Below are 23,401 nucleotides of genomic sequence, written 5' to 3'. Positions count from 1 at the left end.
CTGCATGCTCTTTCTTGTAAAGAGAATGCAGGGATTTTGTATTTATTTGATTCTGATTCAAAACTCCTCTGGCCGGGGTATTTACCGTACATAAGAAAACACATTAGATCAGTACTCACATAGATTCTAAAATTAAGGGAGGAAAAAAGAATGACACTACGTCTAGAAAACAAGCTCGCAGTTGTAACTGGTGGAGGTTCCGGTATCGGTCAAGCATCAGCCATTCGATTCGCTAAAGAAGGGGCTCGTGTATTTTTACTGGACCGGACGGTAGAAAAGGCAGAGGAAACAAAACAAATAATCGAGAAAAACGGCGGCCGTGCTGACGTAGTCGAATGTGACATTTCTGAGCCCAACATGGTGGAAAGCGCAATGAAAGAAGTAGCTGAACTTGCAGGCGGCCAGATCGATATCGTTTTTGCAAATGCTGGAGTAAACGGCAAGCTTGCTCCAATTGAAACCATGGAAGTGGAAGATTGGGATCAAACGATGTGTATCAATATGCGCGGAACATTCGCAACGGTTAAATATGCAATCCCTTATATGAAAGATAACGGAGGCAGCATTATCATTAACAGTTCCATTAATGGGAACCGGGTCTTCTCGAACATCGGTTTCTCCGCATACGCTTCAACAAAAGCGGGGCAAGCTGCATTTATGAAAATGGCTGCACTGGAGCTGGCGAGATACAAAATCCGTGTAAATTCTGTTCACCCAGGTGCAATTGACACGGAGATTGACGGTAAGACGACTCGCTCTGATGACTTGGAAGAAGTTCAAATTCCTGTCGAGTATCCTGAGGGCGGGCATCCTCTCGCTGGTGAAGCCGGTAAGCCGGAACAAGTCGCAAATCTAGTATTGTTCCTTGCTTCTGATGAAGCTTCACACGTATCGGGTACGGAAGTTTATGTAGATGGAGCAGAATCACTGCTTCGAGGTTAAACTCCGGTTACCTATATTTTATATGAATCCTCCGGATCTACTGCGAATCTGCAGAGATCGGAGGTTTTTTTGTACCTACTGTTCTTCTATTGAGCCCATAATAACGATGCAGTTCCAGTATGAAATGAAACATAACAAAAGCAAGCATAGAGTAAACACACATGAGGACGATCGTAACCGCTTCTTCCGTTACAAACATGAGCGAAAGATTCGCAGCCAGATAACCAAGCCCCGTTAATGCGGCTACGGGTACCCTTGGTATTCTTCTCTCCTGCTTCTTCATTTTACGCGGTGATTTTAGCTTCCTGAGATGAGACTTGATGTAGTGGTATAATGCAAAACCGTAGGCAGCAAAAGAACCTATAGCATACATTGGTGTTTTAAAATCGAGCCCTGTGTAAGCAAACTTCTGTGTCGCAATTATGAAACCGAGCGAACTGACAATACCGAATACACCTCTGAATAAGACGTAGTTCAGCTGAAGCTTACGCGGAGCAACAATCAAAGCCAAAGCCCATATATTCATAATAGCAAGCGGCGGTAATAGGATATAGGCATATATCGGTTGATACGGTACGCCAAATACAGGGATGACCAAAAATAGATTAAGGAAAAATAGAACAAGAATCCCTGCATTCAGTCTAATCCCGCTCACGGGATACATGGTGAGGTAGTCATTATTTGTTTTTCCCCATTCCATATTTCCATCTTTCTTGTTAGAACCCAATCTCATGAACATCGTCCTCCCTGCTCTCCTCTACCCGATTCACTGCACCCCAAGGAAGATAGAAGAAAAGTAAATACAGCATAAGAAAAAGAAGAAGCGCTACTATTTCTTCCATAAAGATATAAAGCGGATATGGACCCAGTAAATCCAGGATGGATGGTGTATCCGGTTTGCGTGAGAGGAACATATAATTCGCTCCTGTCATCTGATTGATCAGCCACACGAAACCGGCCGCCACATTGAGCATGACAAAACCGATCGGTACAGATGAAAAGGATAACTTATTATTTTCGATCCACCTCATATAAAAAGCAGACAAAATAATCGCTCCATGGGCGATAAAAAATTGAATAAACCGAAAATGCGGAAAAGCATAAGCTAAGTTAGGGGTAAGCAAGGCAGCCAGCGCTCCACATATTCCCGCATAAAACACAAAAATATACAGGACTCTACTTTTTGTGATCAGCATCAAAATCGATAAAATAAGCGTAAGACTGCATAGTTCCAGCGGCAACGTATTTTTTATATCCCATAGTCCAAAAGCTTGATACCATATTTCGAGCGTGAGTTGCGATAATATTAAAATGACAGCAAGACTCCACCTTAACAGCTCTTTCAGCAGAGGTGATTGGCGTAACCGAAACCTAAATAAGAACAATAAGAATAGCAACGCTAAAGTAATTAGAAGCACAGTAACATGAGAACCTGACATATACTCAAACGTCCCGGCATGAAAGGGATCAAATATAGACGAATCACGTGAGATGAAATACACTTTGCTCCCCCGATCTTTTATTTACATTGGAATAAGTCTCTGAGAGCCAACCGAAATAACGGAACGGATCATTCGTTTGTTCACTAGAGGGAATATTACACAAATAATTAGTAAATTGGAAGAAGTTCAACCCCTTTTTCTGTATTTACGAAGTGTATAAAACTATGAATTAGGTAATTTGTTATCCTCGTCACTTTGGTAGATTCATTGCATATAATATTTATAGAGATAAAAAGACTGCGCTTTCATTTTATTTCCAACTTTAGGTCTGATTGATGTATACTATTATTGCTTGGTGGAAAGATGATATTTTACAATAAACTTATCGCGAGCTATATTTTACATCATAATAGCTTCCTACTGGAGGGAACGTTTGTGTCTGAAACCGTAAGAATTGAAAGAGATTTTATTGGTGAACTAAGTATTCCTGCGTCTGCCTACTATGGCATTCAAACGATGCGGGCGGTTGATAATTTCCCTATTACCGGAGTACCTATTGAAAAAGAACTCATATTTGCTCTCGCCGCTGTGAAGAAAGCCGCAGCGATGGCTAACATGGATATGAAAATGTTGCCGCCGAAAATCGGAGAAGTTATTATCAAGGCAGCAGAAGAAGTAATGCAAGGTCAATTTCTCGATCAGTTTATCGTTGATTCCATTCAGGGCGGTGCAGGCACCTCCATTAATATGAATATGAATGAAGTCCTTGCCAATCGAGGACTTGAGCTTCTGTCTAAAGCCAAAGGCGATTATTTTCACTGTAACCCGAACAACCATGTGAATATGTCCCAATCTACCAATGATGCAATTCCGACAGCGCTGCGGATTGCAGCCTATCGTCATGCAACGACGCTTTTACAGACGATGGAGCAGCTTCACGGCGGATTTGTCCAAAAGCAAGTAGAATTCGATGATGTAGTCAAAGTGGGAAGAACGCATCTGCAGGATGCTGTTCCGATTAAACTAGGACAAGAATTTGGTGCCTATGCGAAAGTGCTCTCTAGAGATATGGAACGGCTTCAAGAAGCGTCCAAACGCCTTCTTTCTATTAATATGGGAGCGACGGCTGTCGGTACGGGACTGAATGCAAAAGTAGAATATATCCAAAAAGTAACCGAACATCTCGGTGAGATAACAGGCTTACCTTTATATACCGCTGAAGATCTGGTAGATGCTACACAGAATACAGATGCGTATCTGGAGATGTCTGCCGCACTCAAAGTATGTGCCGTCAATATGTCCAAGATCTGTAACGACATTCGACTCATGGCATCCGGTCCAAGAGCAGGTTTCTCGGAACTTCTGCTTCCGGCAAGACAACCAGGCTCCTCCATCATGCCGGGTAAAGTAAACCCTGTAATGGTTGAAGTCATGAACCAGATTTCATTCCAGGTCATCGGCAACGATCATACGATCGCGCTGGCCTGCGGTGCAGGACAGTTTGAACTAAACGTAATGGGCCCTGTTATTGCCTTTAACCTGTTACAATCACTCAAGATTATGAATAACGGAATGGATGTATTCCACCGGTTTGCCATTAAGGAACTGGATGCGAACCGTGACCATATTAAACGAGTGCTAGATCAAAGTTTTACCATGATTACCGCTCTGAATCCGCATCTTGGGTATGATGTAGCGGCTGGAATCGTGAAAGAAGCGCTTCGTACCAAGCAGACAATTACCTCCATTATTTTAGAGCGAGGACTGCTGACAATCGAAGAACTTCAAGAAATTATGCATCCGGAACAAATGACGACACCAGGTATTGCAGGTGAACGTTTCCTTCATATGGGATAGCTCACGCTAGAATGAACATTAAGAAGCCATGTTTCCTCTTTAGAGGGCATGGCTTCTTTTTTACACTGATTAGATTAGGAATTTAGTATTTTTCAGAGACAAGTTTGGCTTGTGTGAACAAAAGTAAGTAATCCCGTCCGCCTGCTTTGGAATCTGTTCCCGACATATTAAATCCACCAAAAGGATGCACGCCTACTAATGCGCCCGTACATTTTCGGTTGAAATACAAGTTACCTGCAAAAAAGAGGGATCTGGCCTGTTCCAGATGAGTCCGGTTTCTAGAGAATACGGCACCGGTCAGTCCAAATTCCGTATTGTTCGCATAACGCAGTGCTTCTTGGAAGGATGAAGCCTTCGTAAATGCCACGATAGGACCAAAAATCTCTTCTTGCGATACACGCGAAGTAGGACTTACACCCGCAATAATCGTCGGTTCGATGAAATACCCATCATTAATCTCTGCCTTTCCTCCAAGAACAATCTCCCCTTCTGTTCTTCCGATCTTAATATAGTCTTGAATTTTTCGAAAAGCATGCGGGTCAATCACCGGTCCGACGTTTGTCTCCGGCTGCAGCGGGCTGCCTACTTTGAGTTTCCGAGTGAGCTCAATGACTTTGGAAAGCACTTCATCATATACGCTCTCATGAATGATCGCTCGTGAGCAGGCAGAACACTTCTGTCCTGCAAAACCAAATGCGGAGGCAGTAATGGCTTCTGCCGCGGCTGTGAGATCACTCCCTTCATCTACGATAATTGCATCTTTGCCGCCCATTTCCGCAATGACTCGCTTCATCCATCTCTGCCCGGGGGCTGTTTTTGCAGCCCGTTCATTGATCCGCAGCCCAACTTCTCTTGAGCCTGTGAAACTAATAAATCGGGTCAGTGGATGATCGACAAGGTAGTCACCGATTTCACTACCCGCCCCGGGTATGAAATTAACAACCCCGCTAGGTACCCCTGCTTCGATCAGGAGCTGTATGAACTTTGCGGCAATAACGGAAGTCGTACTGGCTGGTTTCAACACCACCGTATTGCCCGATACAATAGCAGCCGTGGTCATGCCTGCCATAATCGCAAGCGGGAAGTTCCAAGGGGGAATGATCACTCCTACACCCAGCGGTACGTAGTATAGCTCATTATCTTCCCCTTCAATATGAACCAGCGGCTGCGGCTGCGCTAGACGCTGTGCTTCCCTGGCGTAGAATTCCATAAAGTCGATGGCTTCTGCCGTATCTGCATCTGCCTCCCCCCACGTTTTCCCCGCCTCATACACCATCCAGGCAGAGAATTCATGCTTTCTCCGGCGAAGCAGTGTTGCTGCTTTGAATAAGTATCTCGCCCTCTCCGTGAAAGTCGTATAGCGCCAATGTTCAAATACCGCTTGGGCAGTGACAATCGCTTGCTCTGCCTGCTCCTCACCCGCCTGAGATAAACTTCCAATCACCTGATCTTTCTGGGAAGGATTTATGGAGATGGCTTTTGTTTTGGTCTCAATTTCCTTACCGCCAATAATAAGCGGATAATGCTTGCCAAGTTCGGATTCAACCATCCTCAGTGCATTTTTAAATAATGTCTGATTTCCCTCAGCACCAAAGTCAGTAAAGGGTTCATTTTGGAATGGAACGGGCATATTTGTGCCTCCTTCTAATTACTGGTCAGGCTTGTTCTCAATTTGCTAGCGTGTGAGCTCCCTGCTTTGTTGTAAGCGAAATGAGAAGAGTTCTGTATTTCATATGTATTCATCTTGACTTTCCCCCATACATATGAAACGTAGAAGGGAGAGATCATGCCCATGAAAATAGGAACTGAACTATACCGAAAAACCTTGCTCACCGTCTCCGGTAATCCCCTGGTGGAGAAGTTGACCTTACGATACGGCAAGTCCTTGGCGAGAAAATTCATTGCTGCAAGTGATTTGGAAGGAGCCATTGAAGAAGTAAAAAAACTAAACAGCAAGGGAATCATGGCCACATTAGACCATTTAGGGGAAGGAATAACAAAGCTTGATCAAGCGTTAAGCTATCGTAATGAATACATTCGGCTTATCAAAGCGATTGCGGAGTCTCGTGTAGAGGCGAATGTATCTTTGAAACCAACGCAAATGGGTCTCGCTCTAGATAAAGAGATTGGTTATGAACATATCCGTGCCGTGGTTCGGGAAGCGAAATACCACCGGAATTTTGTCCGGATTGATATGGAGGATTCGCCATACACGGATGCTACTTTAGAAATCGTATGGAAGCTCCATAAGGAACAGTTAACGAATGTAGGCACCGTGATTCAAGCTTACTTGTACCGTTCGGAACAAGATGTAGAGGATTGTATAGATCAAGGCATTCCCCTCCGGCTTGTAAAAGGAGCCTATAAGGAATCCTCTTCCATCGCCTACCAGAATACGAAGGATGTACTCTGGCAGTACAAACGAATCATCCAGATGCATCTGGATCACCATGTCTACACGGCTATCGCTTCTCATGATGACAAGATCATAAGATGGACGAAACAATATGCTCTGGAACATGATATTCCGAAGGACCGTTTTGAATTTCAAATGCTGTATGGACTTCGTATGCAGGATCAAGTGAAACTAGCAGAGGAAGGATATCGGGTGCGATGTTATGTACCTTACGGAACGATGTGGTATCCCTATTACACGAGGAGACTTGCAGAAAAGCCAGCCAATTTAATGATGGTACTAAAAAATATGGGAAGGTAAATCAATTTCACAATACCTTTCGTTGCTCTGCCCGTAAAGAAAGAACGGAATTTCCTTAGTCTCTTACGGGCTGAGCCTTTATATCCAATTTCTTTATCATAGGACTCATCTCTGTTACCTATTTTCAGAGTTTGAATAAAACTCTTTATTCAATTCAGCATTCAACTTTTCATTCATCCCTTTTATCTTGATAAGATGAGGCTTTAACTGCCCTACTACATGGGGTTTAGCAAGTTCTACAACATATATAGAATTTATAGAAGAAGTATGGCTTTCTTTAAGACTATCAAGTGTTTTCTCCAAAGAACGCAGTTCATCCGCAAGTAAACGTACATATTCACGTGAACTGTCATTTATTAATTTCGGACTGGACTTCCAGTAATCATAACTAATAGATCGTATATTCACCCATATGCCGCTATGAGCTAAAATATAAGCATCATATTGTTCCTCAGAACTCATGACCGCTTGATTCACTACCATATGTGGACTCTCATTTTCCGTAAAGTCGTCACTGAATTCAATAAGTTTCCGTAACTGCTCATCCACTTTCGTCGCCTCTGTTTTAGCGTTTTCAATAAGCTGCACCACTTTAGCAGGACTCTCATCTTTTGCTGTGCTGCCGATCGCTTCTAATGTTTCAGCCAGTGGGATGACAGAATCTACATTCTCCAATATGTACAAAAATCCAGAGTCATTTTTCATTTGGTATCTCGACTGTAGAATATCGTACTTCTCTTCAGACTCTTTATATACCATTGTAAAAACTATTGTACTCACACCCAAAAGTATAATTAAACCGATAATCGTGAATTTCGAAACCTTAGTCATCGTATGATTTCCTTTCTGCGATAAGACGATCTTGTAAAGTTATTAGATTAATCAACGATAGTGAAAGATTATTGATTATGATAATGCGTTAGTAAAGATTCATTCAATTGCTTTATTTTTATAAGATGCGGCTTTAACTTATCCAGAAGCTTAATTTTTGCACCTATCAACTGGTCTGAAAAGATTAACGATTGAGTATTGGAGCTATCTTTCAGTTCCGTGAATGTTTTGTCCAGCGATCGCAGCTCTTCCGTGAGTGAAAGTAAATATTCACGTGTATATTCATCTAGTACCTTTGGAGTTGATTTCCAATAACGATAACTTATACTGTACATTGGGTTCCAGGTCGGACCACTTACTAAGAGAAATAAGTCAATATCCTCATAATAAACATGGTTTATGATTTCTCCTTCTTCTTTTTCAGAAAAAGTATCACTAAAATTCACAAACATCATCAGCTGCTCATCAACTTCTGTGGCTTGAGCTTTGGCAGTTTCTATTAATTCTTGAACTTTAGCAGGTCTCTCGTCTTCCTCAGTTTTACTTAATGTTTCTAAGGTGTTAGCAAGTGGAAGTGGAGATACAGGATGCTTCAATAAGTATAGGAAACCGGAGTCGTTTTTCGTTTGGTACATTTGCTCCAATTTGTTGTACTCTTGGTTGTGCTTTATTTCCGCATCTTTGTATACACATGTGAAAATCATTGTGACTGCACCCAAAAGTATAGCAAATACGATAACGTATGATTCCTTTGACACCTTATCTTCCTCCCGAGGTAAATTTACCCTGTTAAGGCTAACTTATTATCAGCCAAAAACAAAGCCAATATTTTCTATATCATTACCTATTCATTCTAAGAACGAAGCACTTTTGTTTACTTAAATGCAAACAAACCGAGATAAGATAAGCTCTCGATCCCGGTTTGTGTAACGTGGATTATTTAATTTGTATTGGTTTTACAGGCACACATATTTCGCAATAATCATCTAGGATCATATGACCCTTGTATCTTTCAATCATCGGTTTGTTATCCATGTGATATCCTCCGCTCCGTATCGCAGGGAAGATTTGATTCCAAGCTTTCTGAATATCTTCCGCTGTATGTTTTAGCTTAAAAATAGCATAAACACCACCAGACAGCTCACTTTCACTAATGATATTGTTCATTTGATAATCTTGGGGAATGACAATGCAAGCATCATATCGACATTGTTCAGGAGGCGTTGTTTCGGGATTATCCTGCGAAATTCCGAACAGGACAGCAGATTCAGTGAGCAGGTTTTCTTCCTTTGCCCACTCCTTTAATCTTTGCATAATCTGGTTGTTACCAGAACCATATGGACCTATTTGTCGTACATAGGCAATGCGAACACTTGGCAGAGTCTCAATATCAAACTTCATCTCTTCTTTCCTCCTCTTTCAACTGTTATTAGGTACATTTCGAATGCTATCATGATATAAAAATTTATTCATATGTTTTTTTGAATGAATTGAATTCTCCTAAAGCCTGGGGGCTTATTATATCCACTTAAGTACATAGGTTAAATAAAAGAAGACTGTAGGCAACTAGTTTAAACTAGTTTGTCTACAGTCTTTAGCACCTCATGTAAGAGGTGCCCTGTTATTTTAATACCAGTCGGTTAATCGGGTTTGATCAAAATCAACGCCATACACAACATCATTTTCTATGATCTTCCAAGATTCCGCATGAACAACACAATGAATAAATGTAGATTTAAACGCTTCAATCGTTGCAGGTACGGCCTTGATGACTCTTTCAATTGGTGAACCTTTGCCTGAATGAAAAGCTTCTGCCGCCACTTCATTCGCTGCATTAGAAGCGAGGTCAAAGCAACCTTGTAATTCATTTATTATAAATTGATCCAAATGATTTGGAAACTTCATATATGCATAGATCGTTAGTTCAGAATCACGTCTTTTTAAACAAGGGTAAGTAAATTTCACTTTGCCAAATGGAGTTTTAAATGCATTTTTACATGCAGCAATTTTAAATTCTGGAACTTTGATGGCAAATAACCTCTTATTGATCTGTTCTATCCCCGTCAATGGCTGAAGGGCAGGAAGGACGAACTCACTCTCATTCGATACCAGATCATACTCGATTTGTTCGGGGTCTGGCGTCGTGATAAAAAATTGCGGCATCGCAGCCTGAAGTTCTTTTTGAATATCAGAAGGCAGGTCAATCAGATCAACTGCATCTCCGTGGTCTTCCACTTCCTCATAAGGAATAGGTTTATCTGATCGATAAAAATTGTAGGCCCACTGTGCTTTTATACGGTTCATGTATATCCTCCTCGTGCTTATTTCTAGGCTAATGTATGCATCCTTCCCTAGGATTGTGAATGCGTACAACTAGAAAGTCCGCTATGTTACACTTAAGGCAAAAAGGTAAAGATAGGAAGTGTATTTTTTGAACGGTGTTGTTGGATGTTTATTTATCATTGTGGGACTGGTTGCAGCTATTTCACCCTATTCTGCATGGTATTTATCCGTAGGGTGGAAATTTAAAGATGCAGAACCAAGTGATTTAGCTTTAGGTGTAGAGCGGATTGTCGGGATTGTCCTCGTGATTGCAGGATTTATTATGGTGATATCCAGCTGTTCTGCGGGAAGCGCGGATCGAAATTGGCCAGATAAATTCAAAGAGAAACTTGCTGCAGGCGAGGTTCAAGAAATATCCATTGGTTTCGTATCCCCGGTAACCCTGACAACAGAAGAAACAACCGAAGTGGTCCGTATGATGGAGGAAGCAGAACTCACACCTATGGATTCAAGTAATGTGTATGGAGCAAACAATTCAGGTTCAATGATGTTTACAGATCAGACCAGTGTAGAAATCGTATTTTTCGGTAATTCTGGCAGTATTGAGTTACACCCGAGTCGTACGGAGAAAATATATATCATCAATAGCGAAGATTTAGAAAAATGGTATAGGGTGAATTATTCAAACAAGTAACCGTGAGAAACGGCTGCAAATTTTGATTCATTGGAAAATAGAGGTACACTAGTAAAGAAATTTATTAAAGCGGATCGCAAAAAAGGAGATGGCCCGATATGGATTTTCAAACCAAGCTAAATAATTATGCAGAACTACTTGTGAAAGTCGGGGTAAATGTACAAAAAGGGCAAACTGTCGTCCTGAACATATCCATTGAATTACCTGAACTGGCTCGTGCAATCGTCAAAAAAGCATATGAAGCGGGTGCTTATCAAGTAAAAGTAAACTGGACGGACGATGTGGTATCACGCATTCAGTATGATATGGCATCTGAGGAATCCTTCCTGGAAGTACCCAAACATAGAGCAGCAGAACGCATCGAACAAGCAGAGAATGGTGCTGCTTTTATTACAATCAAGTCCGATGATCCCGATCTGCTCGCAGGCGTATCTTCTCAGAAAATTATTAATGTGAATAGAACACTCAGCACAGCACTGACACGTTTTCGTCAGCTGACTCAATCCTTTAAGGTAAGCTGGTCCCTTGGAGCTGCTCCTTCAAAAGGATGGGCTGCTAAAGTATTCCCAGACTTGCCGGAAGATCAGCAAATTGCGAAGCTGTGGGACGTTATTTTCCAAATGGTGCGTGCCGATCAGCCTGATCCTGTAGGTGCTTGGGAGAAGCATATCGCAACACTCAAAGAAAAAAGTAATTACCTGAACCAAAAACAATATAAAAAACTTCGTTACGTTGCCCCAGGTACAGATCTTACAATGGAACTTCCAGAGAATCATATCTGGCTTGGCGGTAATAAGGAAAATGAAAAAGGCGTCTGGTTCGTACCGAACCTGCCGACAGAAGAAGTCTATTCTGCTCCGCTTCGTACAGGTGTGAACGGAAAAGTATCCAGCACGAAGCCGCTCAGCTACAGCGGTAACATCATCGACAACTTTACGTTTACGTTTGAGAATGGACGCGTCGTTGATGTGACGGCAGAAAAAGGGGAAGAAACACTGAAGGGTCTCGTTAACATGGACGAAGGCGCTCATTATCTTGGCGAAGTTGCCCTTGTACCGCACCATTCTCCGATTTCAGACAGCGGTGTCCTCTTCTACAAAACGCTGTTTGATGAGAACGCAAGCTGCCATCTCGCGATCGGAAGTGCATATTCTGCATGTATCGAGGGTGGAACCGAAATGACTCCTGAGCAGCTGAATCAGCATGGTCTGAACACGAGTACAGTCCACACCGACTTCATGATTGGCTCTGCCGAACTTGATATCTATGGTGTTACTGCGGACGGAACAGAAGAACCTGTATTTAAAAAAGGAAACTGGGCGTTTTAATACACGCACATAACGAAGAAGAGGTTGTCCCTATTCACCGTATGGTGACTTCGGGCAACCTCTTTTTTATTGATACAACACCCTATACTTCAATCTTAGGGGGAATACTTTATTCAGAAAGGAATCGTTCTCAGACTCTTCCGCAATCAACGGTAAAGTGTATGATCTACACTCTGGATAGCCCCGCCTTCGTTAGAGAGATCGATGTATTTTTAAAAGATGCTCCCCCAGCCGTGTCAGCCTTGAAGTCCTCTACTCCCTCTAACATAATCAGAGGCTGAGATCGTTCTGCCATTGTACGGAGCACATACCAAAATTCCAAATCGCCCATGCCCAATTGATGAAGCGTATTGCCTACTTTACGAAATAAACCATCAGGAGAATGCTCTCCAGCAGCAATCTCTTTCATTACCTCCCGCTCCACACTCCCTATTCCATCAGGCTCTGACGACAGGCGAGAAAGGTAAGCAAGATACGCTTCTATACAGAGCTTTTGATTGCTCACCGCATGGGCCATCCCGCTGAAATGTCGCATGAGCTCCTGAAATGCTTCCGGGTCATCCTGTTGCGCCTTTATTATCCATGATTGCAAAATGTATCTCCTCTCCTGACGTCATTCTCCTGCTAGATTCTAAGCCTCTTATTAACAAAAGAAAAAAGCCGCCTTCACGGCGACTATATCTTATGCTCTGATCGCAAGTTCTTCTTTTAGGATGAGCCTAACTCCTTGTTTGAATTTTAATTCATCTAACAAATTTTCTTGTCTCGAGTGTAAATCCTGGAGCTGAGTTTCTATTGGATAGACAAAATTATTAAGCACATAGATTCTTCCCGCATCCTCTTCACAAAATAACTGAAGTGATTCCTTATATAGATCTAACATTTCCTGCTGTTTTTCAATATGCTTAGTGTTTTGAAGGATAATTTCTTCTAACTGAACTAATTGTCTTTTTAATTCATCTAATGGAGCAGCTGTTTTTATATCCATTCTTTAAACCTCCCCAAAAGATATTCCGTTAATCCACTGATCAAGATCAGCAATTACAATCATTCGATATTCTTTAATTTCGATGTATAATCCATAATCTTTAACGAATTGCTTTATCTCATTAAATGTAATGTTGGTCTTTATAATGCTGCCAACTTCGCCTAAAAAATCAATAATAAAAGAGAATCCTTCCATACTTTCTTTCACATAATAACCTATCGGAGAACCTAAATGATGCTCTACCGTTTGAATAGACATAACCACACCGCCAAAGGCATAAGCGTGATTGATTTTATCTTCTGTTCCGCCCGACAATCTCCATACCCGTATCTTTGGGGATATTAAACATTAGGATGGTTTGATTAGCCGAATTTACTATAAGAACAACGATGGTATCGGAGCGACCTCATCATTTTCTCTCTCATCAACACCTAAGGGCTTCTGTTCAGTGATTTTCTCAGTTATAAGACCGGAATCGACTGGTTGAACCCGTTCAAAATAAAAATAACCCATAGACGGATTCGTGTGGAATAGAGTCATTACAACAACATTCACAAAGAAGAATCAATCCATGAGTTACACACATCTTAGCATAATTGAACACAGTATACTAGAAGCATCATAATCAGCTGGGTCAGTCTTTCCGAGCGATTACTTGCAAATTGAACCGCCATCACTCCACACATTTATCGAGAAAACAAGAAAAATCAAAGCATGGATAGTTATCGATCAGCAGCATAAGCAAGGACATCACGAATAAAGCCAATATCAGATTACACCAGTAAACTCTTCCTGAAATATAATTACCAAAATTTTCTTGATGAATTTTATTTATGGTGTAAAATTATGGTTAAGTTTGTAATTTTAGGAGGATGGACTTGGGCATATACACTATTTCAGTTTCACTTTTAATTATCTTAGGTGTACCATTATTTGAACTAACAAGAAAAAAGGAGAGGAGGATTGACTTTTTAACATTATTTAACATTCTTTTTATAATAATTTATGGTATTGCACCAATGTATCTTTATTTTTTTGAGGAGTATACCACATGGTCAACAATAAAACATACGGATATCCACTTGACCAGTTTCTTTTTAGGTGAATTAATAGCACTTTTGTTCTATATCATTGTTGTTATCTCCTATTATTTTGCTTCACGCTTAAGAATTATAAGGCGTGCCAAAGAGTTTTCAGAAAAAGTATATGGTACAGTCAGTGATAAGCAATTTTTCAGAGTTGCCATGATTTTATACTTAGTGGGAGGAATTTCTCTCATTTTATACATTAAATCGTTAGGCGGATTCGATGAATTTATAAGATTAGGTCCTATACTTAGAGATAAAGGAAACGCTGTTGAAACAAAATGGGCATTTCTTGCTAGGCTTCACCCATTATTAACAGTTGCATCCTTTATCTTTTACGCCTTTTTTAGAACAAGTAAAGAATTTGATAGGTTTAAATATTTCTTCTTTTTTGCAACAGCATTGATTGGAGCTGGTTTAAGCGTTTTCCACAGTAGTGGGAGACTCAACGTTTTCAGTTTTATAATTACCTTCCCATTAATTGGTATTATTTTTCACAACAGAATCAAAACCAAAACAATTGTAACAACGCTTATTTTATTTTTAACAATAATCCTTTTTGGAGATAATTTACTGAATGTTAATAAAGAAAATGATTTTAGAGTACAGAAAAATTCAATAGAAGTTGCGGGAGAAGTTATACAGGAGTTTTCTTTTCCGTTTACTAATATAGGAAATACAATTATGTTGTTCCCCTCACAGTATGATTTTAGAGGTGGTATAATTGATATTGCAGTGGCTCCATTAAATTATATACCTAGTAGAATCATTAGTTTTGAATTTATGGAAAGGCAATCCGTATCACAATTCAATACAACGATCTATAATACGGTGGGACAGATACCTGTTGACATGGTAACTTTCGGTTATATGAGTTATGGTATAGCAGGTGCAATGATTATAGCCATTCTATACGGATTTATCTTACGATTTGTTGAATCTATATTTTCTTATACCAAGAGTATGATTGCTTCTGCCTTTTTTTCTAGTATTATGATATTTTTATCATTTAGATTAATGTACGGCGACCCACGACAATTTGTTTATGCAGGATTTCGCTATGTTGTTACTTTTGTTTTATTGGGTCTTTTGTTGACTTTTTTCGTCAGGAACTATCAGAAAGAGAAAATTAAGACTGTTGACAGACCCGCTTAATCTAGTACGAAGCACATCCTAAGGATAAGACATAGAAAATCGGACTGGATCCTGTTTTGGGACAGGGATCAATTCACATTTTATGATTATGTAACCAGTCGTTCATAATATATCGACGACTGGTTATTTAGTTTCGTCTGAGTGCGATTGATTTTAGTAAATAACACATAATCTCGAATTTTCTGCTTAACGATTGCCGTCATTTTACGGGTTAAACCTTCGAGATAGAACTTTTCAGACCTTAGTGGAATGGAACGATTCGAGGGGAGCGAAGGGCGTTTCTTTTGCACAGGATAATGCCTTTGCCTATTATGAATGAGACATATAGTCGCTTCCTTGTTAACAATGGAGCAGAACTGATTTAGCGTTTCTAACACAAATGAAGTTTTTGCTTCTTGACTTTGACATAATACTGTAGCCTTTCACACTGCATAATATTATTGCACTCGGTTGTGATGATTAAATCTATGCTCATTCGTAATCTTCCGATAACCATAACAAAATTCATGCTAAGTACAAATATAAATCTATTCAACTAAATCATTATTTTTTCATTCCTGCATGCGGATTTCCAACGATCATTTGTAACTCTTGAAATTCTTATCCATACACATACATGTGTTATATTGATGCCCTCTCAGTAGACTTGATCCACACTCGACTCATATCCTTGTACTTTTTTTAAAATCTAATAATTGGTTTTAAAGACTTATTCTCTCCTTTGAGGTTGTTCTAATCGAATAATTCCCCACTACTATACCATTTTAATCGTATGCCCAGTTGTTCCATAACTTCATACTAATCAATTCAATAACTTTCACCTTTACTTCGATAGGGTAACCTACTCTAGTTAAAAAAAACACCTTCAAGGTTCACTCCATATCCTATGACATGAATGTACTCTTTTGAAGGTGTTTTAATTTATCTCACGTTATGGGGTTAGCTCTTTAGGATCCGATTTGGTTTTGTGGATCGCTACACTTAATAGTAAAAAAATAAATTTAGGGCTAGTAGAATATATAAACAAACCCAAATAATTCAAGAAACGAATTGTAGAATTCTATGAGAATGGTGATCTATAGGATCAATTTGTAAAGATAAAGATTTTCTATTCGCCTTCTCAGTTTGTTATATCATACATTATCAAATATCGTGGTCATTCTTGGAAGAAGACAATTTCTATTCTGAACATAATTCGCCATATTTCTTTTTATTGTCAACCTATTATTTTACTTTAGCTACTTTTCTTAACATCTCCGATTTTTTAGCGGCTATTGCCTCTTTATACTCAGCCTCTGCTTGTAGAGCTAAATCATTATCTAGTCCATTTGCCTTGAGTTCGGCTTTCATTTGTTTTAACTGAACGTTAAATACTTCATCAATTTTTTTTTGGAGTTTATTAGCAGCACTCATATAAGTGGAAGAAAGATTAGATAAAGATCTTCCAGATTTATAATCCTTTAATGCATTTTCTGCTAGTGTGTCTAATTTAGATAGAGCAGCTGACTCCAAACTTTGAAAAGTAGTCGAGTACTTGCTTTCGATCTCCTTCTCTATATCCTTTGATTCACCATTCTGATTCTGTATTGCAACGTCAGATCCTGACTCCGGACGATTATCTTTCCCCTTATCTTTTATAGGTTTAGGATTAGTGGCGGTTTCTCCACTAGTATTTTCAGCAGATGTATTGGTCTCATCTTCAGGTGAATTTTCATCCTCTTCTTCTCCATTACTGGAAACTGGTAAGTCACTAGATCCAATTCCAAATTCGGTAAAGTCAAAGAAATCTTCATCTACCCCGATATCCTCAGCTTGCACATCTTTATGAGTAAAGAAGTGATATCCACCCCAACCACCTCCAACCAGAATTACCAATGTGATTAGAGTAATCCATAATCCTTTACGACTCTTTTTCTTTTTCTTTCTCTTTCTTCTTATTCTAACCTCAGTCATTATTATCTCCTTATGTTTTGGATTTAATAGTAGTAAGATCTATAATTACTGGTAGTTAAAGAGAGTTGCTCTACTAAAAATATTAATCTTAAATAATTTAAGACAAGAATGAGTCAGACTAATGCAGAAATTTTCTTGTTTACTTCATAGTATTCAACATACCAATCTGCAAATCGTTGTAACCCTTCTTCTATTGAGGTTGTAGGTTTAAACCCAACCGTTTCTTGTAGTAAATCGGTTGAAGCATAAGTGGCCGGGACGTCACCAGGTTTGATCGGTTCAAACTCTTTAATAAATTCTACATTTCTTCCAGTAGCGTTGCTTAATGCTTTTTCTAAGGTTTCTATAAACATCATTAACTTCTCAGGATTATTATTTCCGATATTGTAAATTTTGTGTGGTACCATCTCGACAGACGGTTTACTAATAAGACCTTCAATTCCAGTAATAATGTCATCTATATATGTAAAGTCTCGATAAAGGTCATTATCAAAATCGCCATTGTTAAATATCTTAATAGGTTCATTAGAAAAATATTTATCAGTAAAACCGAAGTAAGCCATATCTGGTCGCCCCATAGGTCCATAAACAGTAAAGAATCTTAATCCGGTTGCCGGAATTTTATACAAATGACTATAAGTATAGGCCATCAATTCGTTTGATTTCTTAGTAGATGCGTAAAGTGATACGGGATGATCTACGAAGTCTGTTTCTTCAAAAGGAACCTTTTTATTAGCTCCATAGACAGAACTTGAAGATGCGTATATAAGGTGTTCTACTGGATGATGTCTGCAAGCTTCAAGAATATTATAAAAACCAATAATATTGCTCTGTATATATACGTCAGGATTCTCAATAGAATAACGAACCCCCGCTTGCGCAGCCAAATTTATAACCACATTTGGCCGATACTCTTCAAAGGACCCAAAAACTGTCTCCTTATCAGAGATGTCTCCCTTAATAAAAGTGAAGTTATCATAAGCTTGTAACTTATCGAGACGAGCAAGTTTTAGATTAACATCGTAGTAATCATTGAGATTATCTATACCAATTACACGACATCCCTGATCCAATAATTTTTTGGATAAAAAATGACCAATGAAACCAGCTGCTCCTGTGATAAGGTATATTTTACTAGGATCTAGCGATTTGTAATTCAAGATTTTTCAGCTCCTTATCTTGGTCTCTATTTGTAGGTTTTCTTCCAATGGAGTAATATTCAACATCTTGATCCTGCATCTCTTCAACATGATAAATATTTCTTCCATCATAAACTAAAGGAGTTCTCATTAAATTTTTATAAATTTCAGGCGTTATTGCTTTTACTTGTCCCCATTCTGTAAAGATAAAACAAACATTTGCGTCTTCTAGTGCCGTTTCTATATTAGATACATACGTAATATGACCATTTCCATTCTTACCCTGAGGGTATAATCTAGCAAAGTTTTCAGCTCCAACAGGATCATATGCATAAATATCAGCACCTTGCTCCAACAACAAAGGTACATTCTCAAGAGAAGCGGCTTCTCTTAAATCGTCCGTATTGGGTTTGAAAGTCAACCCTAGCACAGCAACCTTCAGACCATTAAAGGTAATTAGTCTTTTACTAGCTTTTTTATATAACATCGTTTTTTGGTCTTTGTTTACATCTATAGCAGCTTTCACTGTTTTTAGTTCATAACCATTTTGCCTTGCCAAGTATTCTAGTGCCTTTGTATCTTTAGGAAAACAAGATCCTCCATAACCAATTCCGGCATTCAGGAATTTTCCTCCGATACGTTTATCATATCCCATCCCCTTTGCAACATCCTGAATATCTGCACCAACTAATTCGCAAAGGTTTGCAATATCATTCATATAGGAAATTTTAAGGGCAAGAAAATCATTTGATGCATACTTAATCATTTCTGCAGATCTTCTATTTACTGACACTATTGGTAATTGAAACGGTTCATAAATTTTCGTTAACAAATTTTTGGCCCATTCACTTTCAGTACCGATAATGATTCTTTCTGCGTTCAGTGTATCATGTACGGCTGACCCTTGAGCCAGAAACTCTGGGTTAGAAGCTACTTCAACTCTTACATCATTAACTAGAAAATCGTGAATGAACTGTTCGACTTTATCATTTGTCCCTACCGGAACTGTTGATTTTACAACGACTAAACAGTCCTTAGTGATTGACTCTGCAATTTGCCTTGCAACTGTTGCAATATAACTGAGATTTGCAGAACCATCAGGTTGTTCTGGAGTACCAACACCGATAAATATGGCATCTGCATCCCTATAAGCCGTTTTAAAATCTGTTGTATAATCAATTTTTCCTGCTTTGTAATTCTTCTGCATCAGCTCTTCTAACTCTGATTCGTAGATTGGAGAAACACCTTTTTTCATCTTCTCAACTTTCATTTCATCAATATCCACACAAGTTACTTTATGACCGACTTCAGCAAAACAAACACCTGCGACTAAACCAACGTATCCAGTACCTGCAACGGCTATTTTATACATAATTACTCCTCATATATATTTATTAGTTTATCGATTCACACCTTGATTTCATCATTCAAGCACTTCTTCCAAGTTTGACTCTTACTTGTGATTTCAATCCAGACAACTCTTTACGAAACTGTGGGAACAATAACAACACAAAGATATAAAATGATGCACAAATACTCATAGAGAGTAAAGTCCACCATATATTATTGTTAAGTCCTTTTAGAAGAGCGCCTAACATTCCCATAGCTAATACAGCAATAATTGGTGGTAAAACATTGTTTAACATTTTACTAATCGGTATTTTAATTGCAATTTTCATTATCAATATATGAACTATAATAAATTGAAGCCTTATTAAGGATCTAGCATATACTAGAATCCAAAACCCCATTTGAGCGGAAATTATACAAGTCGGAATTAAAACAATCAGATGTAGTATTTGAGCCATAAAAGATAGCTTAGGTCTCCCTTTTGCCCGATATACCTCGCTACTAGGATGACCAAATACTATCATAAATGCACTCGTAAGAGCCCAGATGCCTATTACTTTGCTCGCTTCACTCCATTGGTTGCCTAATAAAATTTGCGTGAAGAAATCACTGTATAGAAAAACACCAACACCCATGGGGAACACAAATACGGAAATAGTCTTTTGGAACTTAAAAAAAACTTTTCTAAACTCACTATCATTATTCTGTAAGCGCGATAATGTCGAGAATAGTACTGGTATTATAGCTGCTGTTATAATTGCGAGTAATGAATTAACCATTGTAGTAGATGTTTTATAAATACCTAAATAGTACTCATTTAAATAAAAACCAATTATTAATGCATCAATCCATGCTGTAAGCCATATTGCAATCGCTTCTATTAGGGACCAAACGCTAAAAGAGAGCATTTCCTTTAGTATCTTTATGTCATAAAAGAACTTAGGCTTCCAATTAGATTTTATTGTAAGGACTAAAGCATTAGAAAATTGAGCACAGATTGAACCTATAATTAGTGACCAATAACTCAAGCCTAAAAAAGCTAGTGGAATTGTAACAAGAAACGGTAGCAATATTGAGATAATTCGAACAGTAAAAAGGGTCTTAAAGTCAAAGTCCCTTCTAAATAATGCCATTTGTATACTTGAAAAGGAGGTTAGTGGTAATTGTATGCAAGCTATAATAATAACTATTCCCATACCAGGATTTCCAACCATAATAGCAATTTTTTCATTAAATATGGATATTATTGCCCACAAAAATAACGATATTAAAAAATTTGTCCAAAAAGCCACATTAGCATTTTGAAATTTATGATGTTTACTTTTAAATTCATGTTGCACTAAATATTTTTGAAATCCTGCATCAGTGAACATGTCTGTAAAACTAATAATCATTGTTATTGTAGCTATAACGCCAAATGCTTCTGGTGCCAATATTCTAGCTAATATCATATTAGTGATAGGGATAATTAATTTTTCAATTAACTGCGTAATTGATGACCACTTGATGGCATTTGATACTCTTTTATTAAGTTGGTTATCTTCCACTAAGATTATCCCCTCTAAATCCTTTTAGACCCTTCAGCAGCAGTTCTCTGTGAGCTTCGCATTCTATAAAATTTTGAATCGCTAATAATCTGCTTTTACTGTATTTTCTCTTCATGAGACGCCCGTTCATTATTTTTCGATCAATCCTTGAAGTCCATTTACCAACACCAGAAAGGGCTCTCAGATAACTTTCAATTTTTTCATTTGCGAATTGTTCGTATTTAGATTCAATGACTCCTTCCTGTAGCAACTCCTTAGATCTATTGTTAAATGCAGCTAATATGTCATGAGACTCACGAGCATTAGCTAAACGTATTGAATTATTGTCTGTAATAATTGGTACGTAACTCACATTTACACTTTCACCAATATTTAAATATACCAAGATACTGGTTCTCCAGTATTCATTATCATATTTGTTAAAAATAAAGTTCCCTTGCCCATAAATTATTGTGGAATTATTATATTCCTCAAAAGAACCAACGCAATGGCTATGCTGACAAATCACAACATCAGCGCCCTTCTCTACTATCTTTCTACAAACTTTCTGAAGGTAAGGCGATGGATATCGATAATGTTCTTTCCCGCCATGGTATAGAACAACAACATAATCACATTCAGACTTCAACTTATTAATATGATCTAAGCTCTCAAGCGGATCAAATGGATTAGCTCCAGGATTTCTTTCTGTGGCAATAGTAAACTCGTTTTCTGCACAAGTATAAAACCCCACAGAAATTCCATTTTTTCTAAAAATATAAGGTTTGGATGCATCAGATATATTTTTCCCAGCTCCAATAAATGGAATTTTCTCGCTTTCTAAAAGAGCAGTTGTCGAATTTAATCCATTAATACCTTGATCAAGAATATGGTTATTTGCAAGAGTAATTAGAGATGGGTTTAACTTTTTGATTCCCTTTATTGTCCTAGTCGGAGTTTTTAGATTTGGCCCACATTTCTGAATAGGAGTATTTTGATCTGTTAGAGGGACCTCTAAATTGAATATTCGCATTTCAACTGAATTCCATAGAGAATATAATTCTTCTCCCAGTAACTTCTTACTGTCTTCATCTTCAAATAAATCATAATTAGTAGAGGTTGGTACTAAATCGCCACCAATAATTACCTTCATAGTTGCCCTCCATTCTTTTTTAAGGTAATTGGATCAATTGCCCCATAAGATAGTCGTCATCTTCGTTAATAAAATTTTTAAATCCTGAATTTGGATATAGAGTAATTTCTCCAAAATATATCTTTCCATCTTGTTCATATAAATCAATTCGAGAATGAGGGATTTTTTCCGAAAGTTTTTTTGCTATATCAATCATGACACCAAGATTTTTTGGTCTAGGTAATATCATATCCGAGTTCGGAACACCTTGGCGAATATTGGTTTTTTTCCAATTAATATCATAATAGTCCTTCGTATACATCGGACCAAATCGATCAGTATGCACCTGTATATATTCAGGTTGACCATTAAAACACATGAATTTATAGTCAGTTGGCGCTTTTCCATCTGGAGTCTCAATAAATTGTTCACATATAATACGAGGGGGGATATTTTTATATGGCCATTCTCTACCATAATAAAAATAATTCTTTTTGAGATGACTATTTATAGTCTTTTTGGCTTGAAATTGATTGAATTTATTTTTATCTTCGCAGATTATTACTCCCCCTGAATCATGAGTACATTTAAGAACAAACTTATCAGGCAACTTTTCAAAATTAATTTCGTCAAAATTATTGTATACACCTATTAAAGGAATTAAATAATCATCTCCAATAACTCGTTTAATATACTTACGCACTTCAAATTTATCCACATAATTCGTATATTCGGGTTTTCTATCATATAATTTAAGATATTGAAGTTTTTCATTGAACAATTTAGGATCTTCAAAATCGAGTTTTTTTCTACAACAAGCATAAAACATTATTTTTAAATACAACTTATCTGGAATCATATTAAGCCACCCCTTGGCAGCAGCAAACTGTATAATTTTAAACGGATTGTAAAAATTCCTTCTAAATGTATACTTCAACTATATTCACCCACCCAGTATAAATAAAATATGAAATCCTGCT

General features: G+C 38.3%; 22 protein-coding genes and 1 pseudogene. 6 read left to right on the top strand and 17 right to left on the bottom strand.

Translation table 11 applies throughout. From position 1 onward, the window contains the following. Positions 1-150: 150 nt before the first annotated feature. Positions 151-942, top strand: a complete 792-nt coding sequence (locus H9647_RS21310) for an SDR family oxidoreductase (RefSeq protein ID WP_191803825.1) — start codon at positions 151-153, stop codon at positions 940-942. Positions 943-979: 37 nt separating this feature from the next. Here the strand turns inward: H9647_RS21310 and H9647_RS21305 are convergent, their stop codons facing one another. Next, a complete protein-coding gene (locus tag H9647_RS21305) occupies positions 980-1,642 on the bottom strand; it encodes a hypothetical protein (RefSeq protein WP_191803881.1) in 663 nt (220 codons plus the stop codon). Positions 1,643-1,658: 16 nt separating this feature from the next. Beyond that, entirely contained in the window at positions 1,659-2,444 is a 786-nt protein-coding gene (locus tag H9647_RS21300) for a YwaF family protein (protein ID WP_318245350.1), read from the bottom strand. A gap of 375 nt (positions 2,445-2,819) precedes the next feature. Here H9647_RS21300 and H9647_RS21295 point away from each other — a divergent pair, with 375 nt between their 5' ends. Continuing rightward, a complete protein-coding gene (locus H9647_RS21295; protein ID WP_318245349.1) occupies positions 2,820-4,241 on the top strand; it encodes an aspartate ammonia-lyase in 1,422 nt (473 codons plus the stop codon). A gap of 82 nt (positions 4,242-4,323) precedes the next feature. Here the strand turns inward: H9647_RS21295 and pruA are convergent, their stop codons facing one another. Then, positions 4,324-5,871, bottom strand: a complete 1,548-nt coding sequence (pruA, locus tag H9647_RS21290; protein ID WP_191803821.1) for an L-glutamate gamma-semialdehyde dehydrogenase — start codon at positions 5,869-5,871, stop codon at positions 4,324-4,326. A 162-nt stretch (positions 5,872-6,033) separates the two neighbouring features. On the opposite strand from pruA, the gene H9647_RS21285 reads away from it, so the two are divergent. Further along, a complete protein-coding gene (locus tag H9647_RS21285) occupies positions 6,034-6,957 on the top strand; it encodes a proline dehydrogenase family protein (RefSeq protein ID WP_191803879.1) in 924 nt (307 codons plus the stop codon). A 114-nt stretch (positions 6,958-7,071) separates the two neighbouring features. Here the strand turns inward: H9647_RS21285 and H9647_RS21280 are convergent, their stop codons facing one another. From H9647_RS21280 to H9647_RS21265, 4 genes are all read right to left on the bottom strand, one after another. Then, the gene (locus tag H9647_RS21280) at positions 7,072-7,737 is read right to left on the bottom strand and encodes a hypothetical protein (RefSeq protein ID WP_191803819.1); all 666 of its coding nucleotides are present in this window, start codon (positions 7,735-7,737) and stop codon (positions 7,072-7,074) included. A gap of 119 nt (positions 7,738-7,856) precedes the next feature. After that, entirely contained in the window at positions 7,857-8,546 is a 690-nt protein-coding gene (locus H9647_RS21275; protein WP_191803817.1) for a hypothetical protein, read from the bottom strand. Between the two features lie 178 nt (positions 8,547-8,724). Continuing rightward, complete coding sequence (locus H9647_RS21270; protein WP_191803815.1) at positions 8,725-9,189, bottom strand: AraC family transcriptional regulator; 465 nt, start codon at positions 9,187-9,189, stop codon at positions 8,725-8,727. Between the two features lie 225 nt (positions 9,190-9,414). Then, complete coding sequence (locus H9647_RS21265) at positions 9,415-10,092, bottom strand: hypothetical protein (protein ID WP_191803813.1); 678 nt, start codon at positions 10,090-10,092, stop codon at positions 9,415-9,417. 127 nt (positions 10,093-10,219) lie between these two features. On the opposite strand from H9647_RS21265, the gene H9647_RS21260 reads away from it, so the two are divergent. Both H9647_RS21260 and H9647_RS21255 read left to right on the top strand, forming a co-directional pair. Continuing rightward, a complete protein-coding gene (locus H9647_RS21260; RefSeq protein ID WP_191803811.1) occupies positions 10,220-10,765 on the top strand; it encodes a DUF6199 family natural product biosynthesis protein in 546 nt (181 codons plus the stop codon). 98 nt (positions 10,766-10,863) lie between these two features. Beyond that, positions 10,864-12,093, top strand: a complete 1,230-nt coding sequence (locus H9647_RS21255) for an aminopeptidase (protein WP_191803809.1) — start codon at positions 10,864-10,866, stop codon at positions 12,091-12,093. Between the two features lie 166 nt (positions 12,094-12,259). On the opposite strand, the gene H9647_RS21250 is transcribed toward H9647_RS21255, so the two are convergent. The 3 genes and pseudogenes from H9647_RS21250 to H9647_RS25880 all read right to left on the bottom strand — a co-directional run. Continuing rightward, complete coding sequence (locus H9647_RS21250; protein WP_191803807.1) at positions 12,260-12,685, bottom strand: hypothetical protein; 426 nt, start codon at positions 12,683-12,685, stop codon at positions 12,260-12,262. A 90-nt stretch (positions 12,686-12,775) separates the two neighbouring features. Beyond that, positions 12,776-13,081, bottom strand: coding sequence for a hypothetical protein (locus H9647_RS21245; RefSeq protein ID WP_191803805.1), 306 nt, complete (start codon positions 13,079-13,081; stop codon positions 12,776-12,778). A 21-nt stretch (positions 13,082-13,102) separates the two neighbouring features. Next, positions 13,103-13,516, bottom strand: a pseudogene (locus tag H9647_RS25880) (LCP family glycopolymer transferase); the annotation flags it as partial. Between the two features lie 443 nt (positions 13,517-13,959). Between H9647_RS25880 and H9647_RS21235 the strand changes: the two are divergent. Beyond that, positions 13,960-15,321: an O-antigen polymerase gene (locus H9647_RS21235; RefSeq protein WP_191803803.1), complete on the top strand. Its 1,362-nt coding sequence runs from the start codon at positions 13,960-13,962 to the stop codon at positions 15,319-15,321. Positions 15,322-15,407: 86 nt separating this feature from the next. On the opposite strand, the gene H9647_RS21230 is transcribed toward H9647_RS21235, so the two are convergent. The 7 genes from H9647_RS21230 to H9647_RS21200 form a co-directional block, all read right to left on the bottom strand. After that, the gene (locus tag H9647_RS21230; RefSeq protein ID WP_191803801.1) at positions 15,408-15,611 is read right to left on the bottom strand and encodes a hypothetical protein; all 204 of its coding nucleotides are present in this window, start codon (positions 15,609-15,611) and stop codon (positions 15,408-15,410) included. A gap of 934 nt (positions 15,612-16,545) precedes the next feature. Next, entirely contained in the window at positions 16,546-17,274 is a 729-nt protein-coding gene (locus H9647_RS21225) for a hypothetical protein (RefSeq protein WP_191803799.1), read from the bottom strand. A gap of 113 nt (positions 17,275-17,387) precedes the next feature. Next, positions 17,388-18,434, bottom strand: a complete 1,047-nt coding sequence (locus tag H9647_RS21220; RefSeq protein ID WP_191803797.1) for a GDP-mannose 4,6-dehydratase — start codon at positions 18,432-18,434, stop codon at positions 17,388-17,390. Next, entirely contained in the window at positions 18,409-19,785 is a 1,377-nt protein-coding gene (locus H9647_RS21215) for a UDP-glucose dehydrogenase family protein (protein ID WP_191803795.1), read from the bottom strand. Before H9647_RS21215 ends, H9647_RS21220 begins: the two co-directional genes overlap by 26 nt. Positions 19,786-19,840: 55 nt before the next feature. Beyond that, positions 19,841-21,310: a lipopolysaccharide biosynthesis protein gene (locus H9647_RS21210; RefSeq protein ID WP_191803793.1), complete on the bottom strand. Its 1,470-nt coding sequence runs from the start codon at positions 21,308-21,310 to the stop codon at positions 19,841-19,843. Continuing rightward, positions 21,300-22,442, bottom strand: a complete 1,143-nt coding sequence (locus tag H9647_RS21205) for a CapA family protein (protein ID WP_191803790.1) — start codon at positions 22,440-22,442, stop codon at positions 21,300-21,302. Before H9647_RS21205 ends, H9647_RS21210 begins: the two co-directional genes overlap by 11 nt. 19 nt (positions 22,443-22,461) lie before the next feature. Continuing rightward, on the bottom strand, positions 22,462-23,280 hold the full coding sequence (locus H9647_RS21200; protein ID WP_225229466.1) for an ATP-grasp fold amidoligase family protein: 819 nt from the start codon (positions 23,278-23,280) through the stop codon (positions 22,462-22,464). Between the last annotated feature and the right edge of the window lie 121 nt (positions 23,281-23,401).

The sequence above is a fragment of the Paenibacillus gallinarum genome, from assembly GCF_014836635.1.
Taxonomy (GTDB): Bacteria; Bacillota; Bacilli; order Paenibacillales; family Paenibacillaceae; genus Paenibacillus; species Paenibacillus gallinarum.
This window is presented reverse-complemented; position numbering and strand designations above follow the sequence as displayed.

Bases quoted from the DNA above. Each gene is read 5' to 3' on its own strand.
- H9647_RS21310 (WP_191803825.1), top strand. From the start codon at position 151: ATGACACTACGTCTAGAAAACAAGCTCGCAGTTGTAACTGGTGGAGGT.
- H9647_RS21305 (WP_191803881.1), bottom strand. From the start codon at position 1,642: ATGGAATGGGGAAAAACAAATAATGACTACCTCACCATGTATCCCGTG.
- pruA (WP_191803821.1), bottom strand. From the start codon at position 5,871: ATGCCCGTTCCATTCCAAAATGAACCCTTTACTGACTTTGGTGCTGAG.
- H9647_RS21285 (WP_191803879.1), top strand. From the start codon at position 6,034: ATGAAAATAGGAACTGAACTATACCGAAAAACCTTGCTCACCGTCTCC.
- H9647_RS21270 (WP_191803815.1), bottom strand. From the start codon at position 9,189: ATGAAGTTTGATATTGAGACTCTGCCAAGTGTTCGCATTGCCTATGTA.
- H9647_RS21265 (WP_191803813.1), bottom strand. From the start codon at position 10,092: ATGAACCGTATAAAAGCACAGTGGGCCTACAATTTTTATCGATCAGAT.
- H9647_RS21255 (WP_191803809.1), top strand. From the start codon at position 10,864: ATGGATTTTCAAACCAAGCTAAATAATTATGCAGAACTACTTGTGAAA.
- H9647_RS21245 (WP_191803805.1), bottom strand. From the start codon at position 13,081: ATGGATATAAAAACAGCTGCTCCATTAGATGAATTAAAAAGACAATTA.
- H9647_RS21225 (WP_191803799.1), bottom strand. From the start codon at position 17,274: ATGACTGAGGTTAGAATAAGAAGAAAGAGAAAGAAAAAGAAAAAGAGT.
- H9647_RS21215 (WP_191803795.1), bottom strand. From the start codon at position 19,785: ATGTATAAAATAGCCGTTGCAGGTACTGGATACGTTGGTTTAGTCGCA.
- H9647_RS21205 (WP_191803790.1), bottom strand. From the start codon at position 22,442: ATGAAGGTAATTATTGGTGGCGATTTAGTACCAACCTCTACTAATTAT.
- H9647_RS21200 (WP_225229466.1), bottom strand. From the start codon at position 23,280: ATGATTCCAGATAAGTTGTATTTAAAAATAATGTTTTATGCTTGTTGT.